Raw genomic sequence first — 15,970 nt, forward strand, 5'->3', positions numbered from 1 at the left:
GTCCTTTGACAAAGGAGATCACTGCGCGGAATCCTGCAATCAACCTCGAATGCGAGATCTCGAGCGATGGCGCGATCGCACCAAAGTGAATAGTTCGTCGGTTACCTTGCATATGCCGGCCGTGGGTGTCGATTTCCGTACACATGCGGGAAGCTTTAAAGGAGTGCCAGTCCCATTTGAGATAGGCGAGCCCCTCATTTATCGCGCTCACCTTTCGCCGAAGGTCGGCCGCTCGGCCTATCGGAAAAAGTTCTCTGGCCGAGATGAAGTGTGCGAGTTGGCGTTGTCCAAGGTCTACGCTCTTAGGTGCGGCTCAAACGCGTCACGATCTTGAACGGCGTCATCCGAGCAGGTGCCTGCTCATTGAAGTGCCCGATTGTTGCGCGAGCGACGCCGAATATCGGCTTTATGGCAGCCCATTCAAAATCGGTGAGTCCATAACGTATGATTCGAGCGCCCAGTTTGGGGGGTGAATCACCAGCGCGCGGCCAAAAGCAACACTCCGGCCCGGCCCCGTGCTGCTTGCGGGCGCGCGCACCGACGTGATCCCCGTGTCTGGACGGTCAATCAGGGAGTGGCGGTGCAAGCGGCCGGGGGAGCAACGCGCTCCGAGCTAAAAGGCGTGTGGGAAATGGCAATGCGCCGCTGGCCTAGCGAAGGATCTTCCTGATGCATCCCAAATGGGACGCGCGGGCAGTTTATTCCACTGCTATGTGCCTCGCCGGGATTCCTAATCTGGCGTGTGGCCTCGCTGCGCCGATCGACGATAATCCCGTTGAGCGATTGGCAGGAGCGCGCAGCTGGATGCGTCGACGTCCGCGACCCGAGAATGACAACACCTGCTCTGAAATGGGCTTTATCGTTTGGCCGTCGATCGTTTGACTGACATCACGCTCGGGCTCGACAACAGGGCTGGCAAGAACAACGAAGTCCGTCAGCTCCTCGTGGATTTTCCATCGCGAAACCACACTGGATCATCATCCTCGCCTCGTCGACCCAGGAAGAGTTGCCACTCTGAGTTTCCAGGTTGGGAGATTGTAGAGCGGTTAGCTGGAATTTGGCGGTGATGGAAATTGTAATCGCCTCTTAGCGCTTCCTTCCAAAGAAACACAGTCGGTCCGATCACGACATGGCGATCGATCCGCTTCATAGGCCCCAGCGCGAGCGCAGCCGCCCGCTTGGGACACGGTACTCAATATGCAGATAATGTCAGCTGTTCTACTTTATTCTCGGCGATTTGTGACGGAAGCGTCGCTCGCCTGCACAACGTGGAGCGGCCCAGAAGTAGGCCGCGCACACAGTTTGAGGCTCCGGAATGTTGACATCGTCGTGCTTGCGCTTGTGGCCGGACTACCTTGGTCGACCAGCCTAACCAGTATACTTGGACTAGTCCTCTTCTTTGGCATTTTGACAACGATCCGCTCCGAGCGGATGCTCGCTACGATCAGTCGTCCTGCTGGCGCCCTGCCGCTGGCTCTCGTATTGCTAGCGGCGATAGGGGTCATCTGGGCCAACGAAGTACCCTGGCCAGAACGGCTCAGTGCTTTGGGGAAAATGACCAAGCTACTGCTGCTCCCGCTCCTGTTGTTCCACTTCCAATCCAGTGCGCGCGCTAAATGGGTGTTCGCGACCTTCGTAGTCTCGAACGTGATTCTGCTGATCTACTCGTTCGTTGCATCGACGATGCCGGAATTGGCGATGGTTCAAAGAACCGGTGGCTTCGGCGTTCCCGTGAGAAATTACATTGACCAAAGCCAGGGGTTTTCGCTTGTTGCCGTGGCTTTGGCAGGCCTTGCATTTGAGGCGGCGTCTCAGCAGAAGCGCTATTGGGGTGCGGCGCTGGGTGTGGTCAGCGTCATGTTCTTTGCTAACCTTGCCTTTATCAACGTCGCTCGAACAGCGTTTTTCTATTTGCCGATCATGCTGGTTCTCCTGGCCATACGTTACTCAAGCCAACGAACTGCGTTGGTCGCCGTCATCGGTGTCTGCATCTTATGCGGAGCGTTGTGGCAGGCATCTCCCAATCTGCAACGAAAAGTCTCTGCGATTTTCACAGAATTGGCTGCGTTCCAGCCAAATGCCCAAATTGGAGAGAAAGAACCTTCGGCAGCTGAAAGGCTCGAATTTTGGCGCAAGTCAATTCAGTTCATCGAAAGAGCTCCGGTCCTGGGCCATGGGACTGGTTCGATCCGACATCTTTTCGGGCAAGAATCGATCGGGCGAACTGGAATATCGGCCCTCGTTGTAAGCAATCCTCACAATCAGACGCTTGCTGCCGCGGTTCAATGGGGCAGCATCGGTATCGTCGTTGTCTGGGCGATGTGGATATCGCAGGTGCAGCTGTTCTGCAGCAGGGCCCTTGTTGCCTGGATCGGAATGCTTGCGGCAGTGCAGAATATTGCGAGCTCGGTTTTCAATTCGCACCTGATGGACGCGTACGAAGGCTGGCTTTACGTATTGGCGGTTGGGATTGCTGGCGGAGAACTGTTGCGGATTGAGGGGCGTAAGCGGGCCCGGCTGGAGTCCGCCATCGCGCCTGCTTCGCGCTAAGTAGGGCAAAAGCTATCCGCATCCGCGCCACGCCCAAAGATCTCTACGATTTTGGGACGTTCCGGCGCGGACCCGTTCATTTCAAAAATGATTTGGTGGAAGGCTCTTCAACATGGCTTCGGCGCGATGGCCTGCGCAACGGCGGCCTGGCGCGCGGCGAAACCGCGCATCCTCGCCCTAGCGATAATTGAGGGCGCACAGCGCGCGGATCGGTTGTCGTCACCATCAACGACCGTGGCCCCTCCGTGTGCGGCCGCGTATTGCGCCTGGCGCGCGCGCCGGCCGCACAACTCGGCTTCGTCGGATCTGGTGTGGCGCGGGTTGAGGCCGCAGTCATCGAATGAATTTCTGCGCTCGGTTGGCATTCGTGAACGCCGACTATGCAACACGTCCTGTGCAAAAGCGATTTTGCGAACCGCGCTGCCAAATGCGCTCAGCCCTGCAGATCAAGTTTACATCTGCAGGATGTCGCGCGCTTCGTACGCCAGGTCGCAATCAAGCCCGCTGAATGCGACCCCGTCGATTGGCCATGCTGGCGCCCCGTCGCCTCTCAAAGGCCGGCCGCTTCCAACGCCGTCTTGAACATCGAGTCGATGGGATTGGAATCGCTAAACGACCGAAAGCCGGGTTGAAACATCGACCTATCCGTCGGTCTCGATAAGGCAGGCTGCCCTGTCTGCAAGGGCCCAGCCCATGCCGGGTCGCAACCCATCCTTCCCTCTCGGCCGCTTCAAACAGGCGCCGCCCATGGTTCGCGTTACCATTCATTGATCCAGATTCGCATTTCGCCTTCGCCACGGTTGGCCCAGCTGAACCACGGAATGAATGTCAACCGCTGCGATTGCCGCTGTCCAGGCACTTTATCATAGTGATAAAGCGGTGCTTCCTCAGAGTGTCTATGCTGCAAACGAAAGCCCTCAGCCTGCAGCAAAAACTTGCCGGCGAGAAGACCAGTGCCTTCGCTAAGCGAAAACCGGCTATCTTCATCAAGCCAAACATTGTGGAGCTCCGGCCCGTTGTCGACTTCTTCCAGACAATAAACCAGAGGACCCCGCTGAATAGCCACTTTGCCGGCCAAGTGGCGAAGTTGCGGATGACCATACACGCGGCGTACCGGCATCGGCAGCAGCAATTTGAGGCGATCGCCCTGTTGCCACGTGCGGTGAATGTGCAAATAGCCTTTGCGGGACTCGCAATTGACGACCTCGCCGTTCAGCCTGGCCTCCGGCGCCGTGCACCATTCCGGCAGTCGCAGGGCGATCATGTGCGTGATTGGCTGGTCCGATTCTACGACGATCTCTACACAGTCCTCCCAGGGATAGTTGCCGCTCACGCGCAGGCGCAGCGTATGTTCTCCGACCGGCAGCGCCAGGCTGTTACCAATGTAGAGATTGACATAGAGCGCGTCGGGACGTGCCGTATAGATGTAATGGCCAATTGATGTGAAAAGGCGCGCAATGTTCGGCGGACAGCAGGCGCAGCCAAACCAGGGCTGTCGCACCGGTGTGACATGACTGTAGATGCGGTTGGACCGCAGCGTTTTGGGATGAACTTCGAGTGGATTGACATAGAAAAAGTGGCGTCCATCCAAGGCGATACTGCCCAGAACAGTGTTATAGAGCGCGCGCTCCATCACATCGGCATAGTGACTGTCCGCTTCCATCTCGAGCATCCGGCGGGCGAACATTATCAGGCCAATCGACGCGCAGCTTTCCGCGTACACAGTATCATTCGGCAGATCGTAGTCGCTACTGAACGCTTCGCCGGCACTTTGCGAACCGATACCGCCGGTCACATAGATCTGCCGCTGCACCATGTTTTGCCATAGCCGCAGGCAAGCTTGGCGTTGCTGCTCGTTCTGAAGTAAACGCGCCAGATGGGCAACCCCCGTCATGAGGTATACAAAGCGAACCGCGTGACCTGTTGCGGTTCGCTGCTCCGAGACTGGCAAGTGCGCCTGGCTATAGGCTTTATCTTTCACCACCAGGGGCGTGGCGTGTGATTTGCGGTGACGGGATCGCTTCTCATACTCTATGTCATAGAAGTGCGGCTCGGTGCCGCGTTGCTCCACGAAATAATTGGCGAGTGTGAGATATCGGCGCTCCTGGGTCACTTCGTAGAGGCGTGCCAATGCAAGTTCGATTTCCGGATGAGCATCATAGCCGTGTAACTGATGGCGCTCTGGCCCAAAATCCGCGGCGATACGGTCGGCCAGCCTGCAGACGACCTCCAGCAACCGCCGTTTTCCAGTAGCCAGAAAGAAAGCGACGCCAGCTTCAATCAAATGGCCGGCGCAGTAAAGCTCGTGGCATTCGCTTAAGTTGCTCCAGCGCTCCCCAGGTGCCTTTACCGTGAAGTAAGTGTTCAGATAACCGTCGCCGCACTGCGCGGCCGCAATCAGTTCAATCAGGTCATCGGCGGCTTTCTCCAGTTCTGGATTGGAGGTTTGGCACAGCGACCAGGCGACCGCTTCCAGCCATTTCGCGACATCACTGTCCTGAAAAACTGTACCGCAGAACTCGCCCTTTGCTCGGTTGGCGGCGATCCGGAAGTTCTCTATCGCATGGCTCGGTGTGACTTCGGGAATACGATCGTTCAGCGCCTCCCACTGATAAGGAATCGTCACGTCCCTCACCATTTGCTGGCACTTTCCAATAAGCGGATCCGTGATCGTTAAGTCATGGAGATTGACTTCCGTAAGCGTCGGCCGATTCATCTGCCTCTCTTTCGTGTTGGATGCACAGGCTCATAGGTCACGAAAGCCTGTGCGAGATCGTTGTTGAGATATCCGAGGCGCGAATTGGTGGCCCCAGCACGTCCTGCCCGCTTTGGTCAGCTCATTTCGCGTTCGTCGGAACCGCGGCGTGACGAGCGATTGAAGTATCTCTTTGGTCATGCAATCTGAACCAGCGGCGGAGAGTGAACTCACCTTCGTCGAACAGAATGGGACGTTCTATGACGCTCGACGCGAACGACATTGTCGATCTCCGTACATCGTGCTGACCAGCACGCTCAAACAGTCAAGACAGCAATTTCCGTGCCGGAACGGGCGCAGATTGTCCGCAACAATCACGTCGTCGGTGTCCAGCAGTCCATACCGGGTTCAATGTGGATTCTGTGCGCCACCTTTGGCGCGGATGGATTTTCGCTCCGCCTTGCTGATGCTCGAGTTCCGGCGGGACGCCACGCGCTTCGTGGTTCTGGCCGCCGTCAGAGAGCCCACGATCGCGTGGCTGCCTACAGCATGGCCTTCGAATGCAAGCAGGGCACGCGTGAACCGCTACACCGCCTTCATGAAGGCGCTTGAGCAGCTTCGCGTCCATCGCCCATCAGACCATGGGGCGCTGGCGTTGCAGACCAGGACATCGCCGCTCCGAAACCCCGAATGGTCTTCGGTGACGTAGGCGATCGCTCGTTCGCGTACAGCCGCGCTCTGCGCGAGCTTCTCGGGAATCTCGACGCGCGTCAGATTGGAGCTTCAGCCTGTAGCTCTCCATTCAGATGCGGCCCCGTAGAGCTCCGCTGTGTCGAACTTGGAGGAAGCGATTTACCCCTCGCGCCAGCCGCTACTTCGCCGGTTCGGGTCGGCGCCGCGACAAGCCCGTGATCAGGCCGGACTCGGAATCGATGATCCCGACGACCTTGATCTGGGTGAATTCGAGCACGGCGCTGCCGTCGTTGAGGACGCTGGGCTTGCGTCCCTCGACGATGCGCAGGTTGGGGCGTGGGCGGTGATCGATCATTGGGTCATTATAGAACATAACAAGAACAAAAGCAAGCGGGTCGGATGCGATATCGCCCCGCTCACCGAGTCTTTTCGACCGCACTGTTCTTTCCCGCCTCTGTGTTCATGCCCTTGGGAGCCGCTCATGAACTGCGCGGAAATTCTGCTCAAGAATTTGGTCGACCCGCTTTCTATTCTTTGCCTTCAACGAGCCACCGCGCGTCGATCGGAAGAGTGCGATTACACCGATCGCTCAGGGCTTCGCTACATCTATCGGGGCCGGGGACCTGCGGACCTTTTAATCGGTACGACGTGCCAATCCACTCAACGGCATGTTCGCCGGAAAGCGTTATGCGGGCCAGATTTGTGCCTTCCTCGGGGCGCGCCCGCAGATGGCGGGCCGGGCTTTACTCGCTGCGCTCACCGAGTCTTGGGTCGGTCCCATCGGGTGACAATCCCTTCTGTAATCCGAACTTGAAGATCAAGCCCTTTTCCAGGGCTTCACGTCTCGTTTTGGGATAAAAGCGACCCAGTCGGGATCGAAACGTTGAATTCTCGCTTTGATCTGTAGCAGTCACGCCGCCTTTTGCGGCTTCTGCTTCTGCTCGCACATCCATCCATCTAATACCACCGCCGCAGCCGCGCCTAGCAATTGCGCGACGACGAACGCGACGACCCCGCCGGGAGCGATCCCAGCGAATGTATCCGACAGCGACCGAGCAATCGTCACGGCTGGATTGGCAAAGGAGGTTGAGGCCGTGAACCAGTAGGCGGAAGTAATGTAGAGACCGACGGCGTACGGGATGGCCGTGGGCGTGCGCGCCGCACACCCGAATATCGTAAGCAGCAGCCCGAAGGTCGCAACGGCTTCGGCAAGCCATTGCGCGGCCCCGGTCCGCTGCGTCAGCGAAACTTGCAGGACCGGAAGTTCATACATCAGATGTGCCGTCCAGACACCTGCGATGCCGCCGACGATCTGAGCTGCGATATAAATCGGCGCAGCGGTCCATGGTAGCTTGTTACGCCAAGCCAGAGCGAGCGTCACGGCCGGATTGAAATGCGCGCCGGAGATAGGACCGAAGACGAGGATGAGAACGACAAGGATTGCGCCAGTCGGAATGGTGTTGCAGAGAAGTGCAAGCGCGATGTTTCCGCCCGCCAGCTTCTGCGCCATGATCCCTGAGCCAACGACCGCTGCGAGCAGGAATGCGGTGCCGAGCCATTCGGCAACGATGGAACGGGCGAGCGACGGCATCAATGGCGTTCCGTTGCCCGCGTCGCCCCTTCAATCTCGCCGATTGCGCGGAGCTTGCTCGAGAGGCTGAGTTCGTCAAACGAGCGCAGCGGCAATGATGTGAAGATACTGATGCGCTGATTGAGGAGACGATATGCTTCCTTGAAGGCCAGCGCGACTTCGGCCGGAGTGCCGGTGGCTTCCGCAGGATCAGGGATACCCCAGTGTGCCGTCATCGGCTGGCCGGGCCAGACTGGGCAGACTTCCTCTGCGGCGTTGTCGCAGACGGTGATGACAAAATCGAGTTTCGGTGCCTTGAGGAACTCAACCCAGGACTTTGAACGAAAACCCCTGGTGTTATAGCCCAGGCTGCGCAACAGTCGTAACGTCTCAGGATGGACTCGGCCCTTCGGCTGACTACCAGCGCTGTAGGCGCGGAATTTTCCCGCTCCAATCCTGTTGAGGACCGCTTCCGCAATGACCGAGCGCGCCGAGTTGCCGGTGCAGAGAAACAAGACACTGTATGGGTGATCGGCCATCTCGAATGTCCCTAGTTGCAGCAGGCCGTGGCTTCCTTCGCAACCGGCTGCGGCGCGCGGCACGCGCTCTGCTTCTCATGAGCGATCCGCACTGCGTTCTCGCCCGTACCGTCGCCATAGACCGTGCTTTCGCCTGTCGTATGGAAGGTCTCCCAGGCGATGCCAGCGGGATCATCGATCCAGGACTTCTCAGATTTGGCATAGCAGCAGGTCGTCTGGCCCTGCTCGACGACCTCACCGCCCGCCTGCCGCAGGCGCTCATAAACCTCGTGTAGTTCCTCCGTCTTCTCCACCTGGATGCCGAGGTGATCGAGGCCGGGTTCGCGCCCGCGCGTCGAGATCGCGAAATTGACGCGCGGATCGTCCAGCATCCATTTCGCGTAGTCAGACTTCGCCACCGATGGCTGCGCTGCAAACAGTGCGGAATAAAATTGAATGGAATGGGGAATGTCCGCGACCGACACATGAACATGGAGACGCTTCATGGGCTATCCTTTCAGGATGGGACTCTCGTGCGTGTGCGGGCGGACTTGCATACCGCGGCCGGCGCGCAGGACACCCCGCCGCAGCAATTTTCAGTGAGAAAAGCGATCAGCGCGTTCATGACCTCAAAACGCGCGGCATAGATGATCGAGCGGCCGTCGCGCCGAGAGCTGACGAGACCGGCGGTCCGTAGCCGGTCAAAGTGAAACGTCAGTGTGTTTGGCGCGACACCGAGCGCGTCAGCAACGGCACCAGCCGGCATGCCGTCCGGCCCTGCCCCTACGAGCAAGCGGAATACATCGAGGCGATTATCCTGCGCGAGCGCGGCCAGCGCACTCACAGCATCTGTCTTTTCCATAATTCAACGACTATTGAATTGACGATCAAATGTCAAGCAACGATAGATAAGTGGCATGTATGGAGACACGACCTCCATCGGGGGGATTGCCATTCCCTCGACCGATCCAGCGTTTCTTGAAGTGACTGTGGGCCTGCATATCCCGCTCGGGATCGCTTGCGTTCTCGCAAGGGTGGTCGCGCTGCTCTTACAGAAGCGCCGGGGGCGTCATTCTACGTTCGGTACGATCTACTTCTGGTGCCTGCTCGCGTTGTTCGCCTCCGTGACATTTCTCTCGATCATGCGCTGGAGCGAAAATTTTCACCTGTTCGTTCTGGGAGCTTGTTCCTTCGGCTGCGCATGGTTTGGTCGCTCGGCACTTCGGCTGCGTTGGAGACATTGGATCAGATTACACATGACTGGAATGAGCTTGTCTTATGTCCTGCTGGTGATCGCTTTCTATGTTGACAATGGAAAGCAACTGCCAAACTGGAAAGATCTTCCGCACGTCACGTATTGGCCGCTCCCTCTCCTCGTCGCGGCACCGCTGCTCCTACGGGCGCTCCTCTACCATCCCTTAGTGCTTGCGGCCCGCAAATCTTGATCAAATCCGACGCTGGTCGTGATAGCAAATGAGATTATCGCTTTGGCGGCGCTCCGTTCCGTCGGTCACGCTCTACTCGCAGGCATACGCCCGCGACCGGAGCCGCGAAGCGTCTCCGCCCCTTGGGTAACGATCGTTGCCGCCTACGGCTTCTGCCTGGTCCGCGCTTCTGTTCGGAGTCGACCATTGGGTCGCTCCATGATGGCGTCCGGCGAGGCTAGGTCGTCCAAGCTCACAAACGTGCTTGAATCCGCACAGGGATCGAAGCAGACTGACCTACCCCACGTCCTCGGCAGAGCAGACGGCTACGCCGGAATGACACTCAAGTCGCTCGCGGGGCGGGCGGCTGGCCGAAGTGAAAGTCTGTGCGCCAGCCAACTTTCTCGCGACTGCTACGCATGCTTTCTTCATGCCTATGCGCTTGGCGAGTTGTGAGGTTGCCCTCGCCGACAGAGCCGCCCCTGGCCTTCTCAAGGGCGATCGGACGGCAAGCGGTACGCCCCGGCAATGGCAGAAGTCACGGCTATTTTCCGCCGGCGCGTTCCGCGCCTTTGCATCGCGAAACAAAATAGCCGTGCCTCTACCATCCTTCGCTCTGCTTCGGCCCTCCGCTTCGCTTCAGGTTCTGGTCCGTTCCGCCCGCCGTCAGGTGATCGCCACGAAGGCCGCGATGGGCGCGGCCGATACGGCAAAGGACCTCACCCATGACGACCGACCACCACAACCCTCATTCCGAGCCACCCCATGCTTCGTCCCCGACCGATCACGTTCTCGCTGAACTTCAGCTCTTCGGTTTCCATCCCTTACAGGATGAGCCCGATCCACGGCCGCTTCCCGAAAGCAAGGCCATCACTGGCGCCATCGCCGACATCTTCGATGCGTTAGTCTCGACCCTGAATGACACGCGCCTCGAACCGGACCTTGAAGACTTGCTGTGGTCGACCGTCAATCTCTTTCATCGTGCAGCGGACCGCATTGAACGCCAGCTCGATGCCAACGAGCAAGCGCAGCAGAGGAGCCAGCGCGAGCAAAACGGCTCAGAAGTGCGATCCGTCGAGCTCGAACGGCTCACTGCCCAGGGCATCACGCTCATCGAACGCCGCAATACCATGGAACTCCTCCGCGATCAGGCTGCCGAATATTTCGAAGTCCACACGGGTTCGCCTTGGCGGCCGCGCTCCGGCTCAGTCGTCAGCCATCGTAACCTCACGGCCGCGATGATCGACAGTCGCGATTTTATCGCTGCCAGGCGTCGGGCCGAAACCGAGGTCATGCTTCCACCCGGACCAAAGATCGCGTTCACCGGTGGGCTCGATTTCAATGACGTCTCGCTCGTCTGGGATCGGCTCGACAAGGTCCGCGCGAAACATCCCGATATGGTTCTGCTCCACGGCGGCTCGCCGAAAGGCGCCGAGTTGATCGCTGCAAAATGGGCCAACAATCGGAAAGTGCCGCAGATCGCCTTCAAACCGGACTGGACGAAACATGCGAAGGCCGCACCATTCAAGCGCAATGATGTGATGCTGGAGGTCATGCCGATCGGAGTCATGCATTTCCCCGGCACAGGGATTCAGGACAACCTCGCCGACAAGGCAAAAAAGCTTGGCATTCCGGTCTGGAGATTCGGCAGGGACGGCGCGTGAGCGCCGTCTTAGCGGGCGATAAAAGGGACGGGGCAGCAAATTGAACGGACCGATGTGGCGGGACTCAACGTGTGCATCAGACGGGTATTCGTTGGCAGCTCTCTACGATCCTTTGGAGTTCCACTATTGCGCTTGCCGTGATGTACAGAGAGTGCTTGCTCCGATTGCTGCCGTTCCGGGAGAGCAGAGGCATGACGATGGCTAGGTGCTAAGCCATCCCGCGGTATTCATCGGTTACCTTCCGTCAGCCGGCCTCTGATTCGGATCACCTACCTAAGATTCCGTATACGAAACAGTGAGGTTTTCGCAGATCGACGCGAACGCTTTTTTCGCTTCCGCGTCCTCGAAACAAAACCGTGCCCCTTTCTCGCAGCGCTCAATCGACCAGTCCGCCTTGTGTCCTCGTGAAACGCGGGATGCCTCTTCGCGCAACTGATCCAATAGTCTTCCGTGGGCACGCACAATCACACAGTTTTCCATCTGAACGCTCATTGGAGAAGGCAACATAGGCGAGGCGATACATAGCCGGAAAGGCCCTGCTATAACAAATGCGAAGCTGCGGCTAGCCGCTGTCCAGTGTTCCTCGGACACGATGTCCAAGCTCGAGCGCGTGTTTTTCTCGCTGGCCAGCCCTTTTGCGTTGAATTCCTGCAGCTACCGAGGATGTGCAGCGTAAAATTCCAGCCAGAGCCTGTGCTATTTTTTGGTCGGATAGCAGGTTTTGGCGCGCGCCTGGGCTGGGCGACTTCTAAAAAATGCGATTGATCGTGCTGGTCGCGTTGTTCCCCGTGATGGCTCAAATGTTTATTGGGGGTGGACGAATGCTTATCTGGCCTGCCTATTTGCGCTCGCGATTGGCGCAGTTGCGGGTCGTCAGATCAAGCGAGCAATGATCTGCCGCGCCCACGCCGAGATGCACAGGGTCTACGGCGTCGGTTGGGGAGAAGGATAACTGACGCGCCAATTTGTTTTCCGAAGCACTGGACGGCTGATCCGTGCATGATTGGCCTTATCCAGGAATGGCTGAAGGCGAACGTTTTAAGACCGGTTCGTGACCATCAGCCGCTTCACGGCGAACCGTCGCACTGCGCCTCGGTATGGCAGACGGTAAGCCTTCAAATTCCTCGGCTTCACCTTCAGCGGAGGTCCGCGCAATGGGCGCTTCGCTGAAGCGAAGGACTCGTGGCTCGCCGCAAGCGCGCGTTTCTGTGAAACACTCAAAATGGGAGTCGAGCGCTCAAAATGGCTCTACTCGAATCCGTGCAGGGGCCATTAGCAATGATGGTCCCCATCTTTTGGCGCTCGCTTGCTCACCGAATCCCGGCCGCTAGGAAGGCGAACCGGACCGAGGTCGTGCGCAGTTCTTCCCATTACCAGACGAACTTCGCGCCGTCCGGTAGTTCGCAGACGAATTCGCCCTGGTTGACGACTTCGGTCGCCCCAACAGTCAGCTTGGAGGCCCGCACCGTGAGCTTGCCTTCGCGGCTGAGGCTGTGGCGAATGTATTCCGTCACCGGGTGTCCCGAGCTGTCGACCGTTTGATGCGCATTGGCAAAGCTGATGCCGTGCTGCGTGCTCACTCTGAAGGCGCTGATAACTAGTCCGCCCTGCACAGCCGGCCCGGGCTTACCGCCATCGATGGTGGTACAGCGGCTGAGATCCAGTACGAGCCTGACATCCTTGCCGGCCTGCAGGGCGCTGAGCACCTCGGCGTATTTCGGCGAGGGATCATCAGCCTTGGCGATCGGGCTCACGCTTGCAGCCAAAAGCAAGGACAACAGGATCGACAGGCCTCTCGCACTAAACTGCATATGCTCTTCTCCTCCACAAGGACCACTGGCCGCGCAAGCAGCAACCTGCCCGATGTCATATTCGCAAACAGTTTGGCGCATTCCCGACATCAGGCACGTTGTCCTTACGACAACATGTGCTGCTACCACACACAAGCGGTAGCGAGGCCAACCTAACGTCACAACCTCGTACGTAAGGTTTTCGAAGTAACGTCACGGTTTTGCGATATCCGATGCGCTGTCTAATCCCGGTAGTCGCAGTTGCGAGGGAGTGGAAACCTTTCGGGGCGGCGAAATACCGCCGTCTGCTGCAGTCTCCGTCTGAAAAGCGCAGGTCTTCAAAAAGACGAGCACGAGGCAGGATCTCGAACGTTCATACCTAAGCTCTTTGATCTCATCATAGAGCATTGCAAGGTGGCAAATGATGCCGCGCGTCCGACGAACATCGCTCTGCAAAGCGGCTTAGGCACCGTTCAAAGAATCTTAGCTTACGGGGGCGCTGCGAAATCATCGCGACATTTCTGATGGGACCCTACGTAATGATACGGAGGGCGGCTGTCGCACTTTCTTGATCTACGAATTGCATCTTCTTTTACATGACACCATACAGACCAATCTACGATCCGCATCTCTGGCGAGGTCGTGCGCAAGCAACGCGGACCAAAGCCGATTTGCTTGGGCCCGGCAAACCCAGAGACAGGCTTCTGAAAATCGCCGAAGAATACGACAAGCTGGCCAGGCACGCCGAGGAGTGTGGCCCCCACAGAGACGGTGAAGATCTGGATTCGCGTCGCGATTTCTGATCGTTCTCCGCTTTTCTCGACTAAACCCTCGAGTGGCTCGCTCCTAAGGCCAAGACAAGCGTCTTGGCCCGATCTCGGCCAAGTCTTTCGTACGCCGGTGCCTCGTCGGCCCGCGGACGCCCGGACGCTTAAGCGAAACTCACCGCATCATGCGCGTTGCCAATCCGCAACGTGCGTGCTCCCCGGTGCAGATTGCTCGCAGTGCACACACTTTTGCCGATAACTGATTTCAGAACAGAGACGACGACCAAGAGGGGCAATTCAGTATTGATTCAAGCCGAAAAATCCGTAGTCGACTACATGCTCGCATCATTGACAATCAGCGCTCTGCAGAATCGGGTCGCTCCCACCCACGAACAGGTGATGCATCATTTGGAACTTGCCTGCCATCGAGCAGGTCTTGTACGGACGCCAGCATCTATAATCCGGATATTGGAGCATATCTCACGCGAGATCAGTAAGGCAGATTCGGTGTTGGAGTTCATCGGCTGCGGAGAGGGGCACCCGCACTGAGTTGACGAATGAAGATCCTGATGCTCCTAGTCGTCATGCGATCTAAGTGGAAGGGATTGGCGGGCGGACTTGAGTTTTCGGTCTCGCAGCCCGTCCCGTCGTGATCTTTAGAGCGATGCAAAGTCATCTTGGCTTTGAGGCTGCCGCCGGTTTTGGGATGCCTTAAGGAAGCTGTCGCGAGCGCGGCGAGCCGCCACGGTCGCGAACGGGCTGTCGACCGGATGCTCTCCATGCTCGGCTCGCAATTCATGGGTAGGCGAGAAGCAGCGCCCAGCTATTCTCGATCAAGCATTCGACCACCTTGTCACCCTTGGCTCGTCACCCAAATTGGTGAGGTGGGTAGTTGCGAGGTGATGTCCGCGACATTCCAATCATCGATTGTGGAGATCCATCCGGCAGGACACGGTTTTTTGCAACGTTCGAATATGCCGAAAATTTCATTCAGTGACAGATCATTTTGCGAGTAACGGAACTTGCGAAACGGCGAAATGAGCTCCCAACTCAACAAGAGAGATTGTGCGTTAGAGAGATCGGTTTGGAATTGGCGAGGTCAGCTGGTGAGCGCCCGTCTTATTCAACTAAAAGCTCACTCCGCGGCTAAATCTTTCTCGGGACCGCAATTACCGCAGAAACAAATTTCATCTCCCATCCAACGCGGATTGTGTCTCGATTTCATCACGTTTTCGTTCTATACGTTGGGTTGCGCCGTGGTGGTGGTGGAAGGCGCAATCCGTACATCTATGAACGGGGACCACCACCGTGTTTGCCCTTGGACTTGCCCTCAATCTCGCTGGGCTCGGCCTTCTGTTGTGGCTGACCTTTGCTCTCGCAGTATATGCGCTCCCATTCTTTGTTGCAGTCAGTGCCGCTGTAATGGCGTTGGATCGCGGCGGCGGAATTGCTGGTGCGCTCATTGTCGGCATCATCAGTGCCGCCTTGACGCTCGTCATTAGTCAGCTTGCCCATTCCATGGCGCGGCTGATCTTCTTGCGAGGCATGATCGGCGCGGTTTTTGCCGTTCCGGCGGGAATTGCTGGTTACCATGTGACGCTCGCGTTATCGCAGATCGCCGTACCATGGCCGTTCTGGCGTGAGACCTTCGCTTGCGTCGGCGCAATCTTCATCGCCTGGAGGGCCTGGATGCAGATCGGTGTCTTCGAGCGAGGAGTGAAGCCGGGCGGGGTAACCAAATCAACCGGTCCTGACGTCCGTGACGCCTGAGGAAACCTCCTTCCGCTACATCTGGGGTTGCTTTGCTCTAGCGGGGTGTCCAGACCATCTCGTTGATGAAGCTCTCAGGACATGGCGGCCTTCGTTGCGCTCGATCCCGCTGTGCCGACCTCATTCGGCCCTTTATGCGCCGTCGACGATGGCTGTCGGCTGTGGTTGTTGCCCAACGGCAATGTCGCCTTTTCCCGCAGGCTCTTTCTTTCTCTACTTCGAAACCGGTCGCCTTCTTGTGCGGCAAAGCGAGCTCTGCCACGTCTTTCCCGTTTAAGTCTGTGTTCGGCGCTCGGACGCACCTCGCCTCGTTGGCTTGATCTGGCCGAAGACCGGCTGCGCCTCGATCGTCTGAGCCGCAACGCCGTCGGTTGAGACTTTCTTCCCCTGGGCTACGCCCATTCCTCGCGAGACAAGAAAGTCTCCCCGCCGGCGTCCTCCGCTTAACGCTTCGGCCCGCGGGAAGAGGCGGGTGCGTCGCCGATCGTCTTCGGCCGTCAGATCGCCATCGAGGCCGCGGTGGTCGCGG

The 15,970-nt window shown here is 58.1% G+C and carries 12 protein-coding genes and 1 pseudogene; 5 read left to right on the top strand and 8 right to left on the bottom strand.

Going from position 1 to position 15,970, the window contains the following annotated elements; all coding sequences use genetic code 11:
* The first annotated feature begins 1,431 nt into the window (after positions 1 to 1,431).
* Entirely contained in the window at positions 1,432 to 2,550 is a 1,119-nt protein-coding gene (locus SO180_RS29885; protein WP_449382413.1) for an O-antigen ligase family protein, read from the top strand.
* A gap of 218 nt (positions 2,551 to 2,768) precedes the next feature.
* Positions 2,769 to 2,894: pseudogene (locus tag SO180_RS29890) on the top strand (RlpA-like double-psi beta-barrel domain-containing protein); the annotation flags it as partial.
* A gap of 413 nt (positions 2,895 to 3,307) precedes the next feature.
* On the opposite strand, the gene SO180_RS29895 reads toward SO180_RS29890, so the two are convergent.
* The 6 genes from SO180_RS29895 to SO180_RS29920 form a co-directional block, all read right to left on the bottom strand.
* The gene (locus SO180_RS29895) at positions 3,308 to 5,266 is read right to left on the bottom strand and encodes a glycoside hydrolase family 127 protein (RefSeq protein WP_449382414.1); all 1,959 of its coding nucleotides are present in this window, start codon (positions 5,264 to 5,266) and stop codon (positions 3,308 to 3,310) included.
* Positions 5,267 to 6,116: 850 nt separating this feature from the next.
* A complete protein-coding gene (locus SO180_RS29900) occupies positions 6,117 to 6,293 on the bottom strand; it encodes a hypothetical protein (RefSeq protein ID WP_449382415.1) in 177 nt (58 codons plus the stop codon).
* Positions 6,294 to 6,848: 555 nt separating this feature from the next.
* Positions 6,849 to 7,529 carry an MIP/aquaporin family protein gene (locus tag SO180_RS29905; RefSeq protein WP_449382416.1) on the bottom strand — a complete coding sequence of 227 codons (681 nt, stop codon included), beginning with the start codon at positions 7,527 to 7,529 and terminating at the stop codon, positions 6,849 to 6,851.
* Positions 7,529 to 8,047 carry an arsenate reductase ArsC gene (locus SO180_RS29910; RefSeq protein ID WP_449382417.1) on the bottom strand — a complete coding sequence of 173 codons (519 nt, stop codon included), beginning with the start codon at positions 8,045 to 8,047 and terminating at the stop codon, positions 7,529 to 7,531. The genes SO180_RS29905 and SO180_RS29910 overlap by 1 nt, the downstream gene beginning before the upstream one ends.
* An 11-nt stretch (positions 8,048 to 8,058) precedes the next feature.
* Entirely contained in the window at positions 8,059 to 8,532 is a 474-nt protein-coding gene (locus tag SO180_RS29915; RefSeq protein ID WP_449382418.1) for an ArsI/CadI family heavy metal resistance metalloenzyme, read from the bottom strand.
* Between the two features lie 11 nt (positions 8,533 to 8,543).
* The gene (locus SO180_RS29920) at positions 8,544 to 8,888 is read right to left on the bottom strand and encodes an ArsR/SmtB family transcription factor (protein WP_449382419.1); all 345 of its coding nucleotides are present in this window, start codon (positions 8,886 to 8,888) and stop codon (positions 8,544 to 8,546) included.
* A 55-nt stretch (positions 8,889 to 8,943) separates the two neighbouring features.
* Between SO180_RS29920 and SO180_RS29925 the strand changes: the two genes are divergently transcribed.
* Together SO180_RS29925 and SO180_RS29930 are read left to right on the top strand one after the other, a co-directional pair.
* Positions 8,944 to 9,471 carry a hypothetical protein gene (locus tag SO180_RS29925; RefSeq protein ID WP_449382420.1) on the top strand — a complete coding sequence of 176 codons (528 nt, stop codon included), beginning with the start codon at positions 8,944 to 8,946 and terminating at the stop codon, positions 9,469 to 9,471.
* A 704-nt stretch (positions 9,472 to 10,175) separates the two neighbouring features.
* Positions 10,176 to 11,114 (top strand): DUF2493 domain-containing protein, encoded by a 939-nt coding sequence (locus tag SO180_RS29930; RefSeq protein ID WP_449382421.1) that lies wholly within the window; start codon positions 10,176 to 10,178, stop codon positions 11,112 to 11,114.
* A gap of 1,370 nt (positions 11,115 to 12,484) precedes the next feature.
* On the opposite strand, the gene SO180_RS29935 is transcribed toward SO180_RS29930, so the two are convergent.
* Positions 12,485 to 12,925, bottom strand: a complete 441-nt coding sequence (locus tag SO180_RS29935) for a VirK family protein (protein WP_449382422.1) — start codon at positions 12,923 to 12,925, stop codon at positions 12,485 to 12,487.
* A gap of 2,102 nt (positions 12,926 to 15,027) precedes the next feature.
* On the opposite strand from SO180_RS29935, the gene SO180_RS29940 reads away from it, so the two are divergent.
* Positions 15,028 to 15,441 carry a hypothetical protein gene (locus SO180_RS29940; protein WP_449382423.1) on the top strand — a complete coding sequence of 138 codons (414 nt, stop codon included), beginning with the start codon at positions 15,028 to 15,030 and terminating at the stop codon, positions 15,439 to 15,441.
* A gap of 273 nt (positions 15,442 to 15,714) precedes the next feature.
* Here the strand turns inward: SO180_RS29940 and SO180_RS29945 are convergent.
* The coding region (locus tag SO180_RS29945; protein ID WP_449382424.1) for a hypothetical protein at positions 15,715 to 15,970 on the bottom strand (256 nt) is incomplete at its 5' end.

This window comes from Bradyrhizobium sp. UFLA05-112 (genome assembly GCF_053572325.1).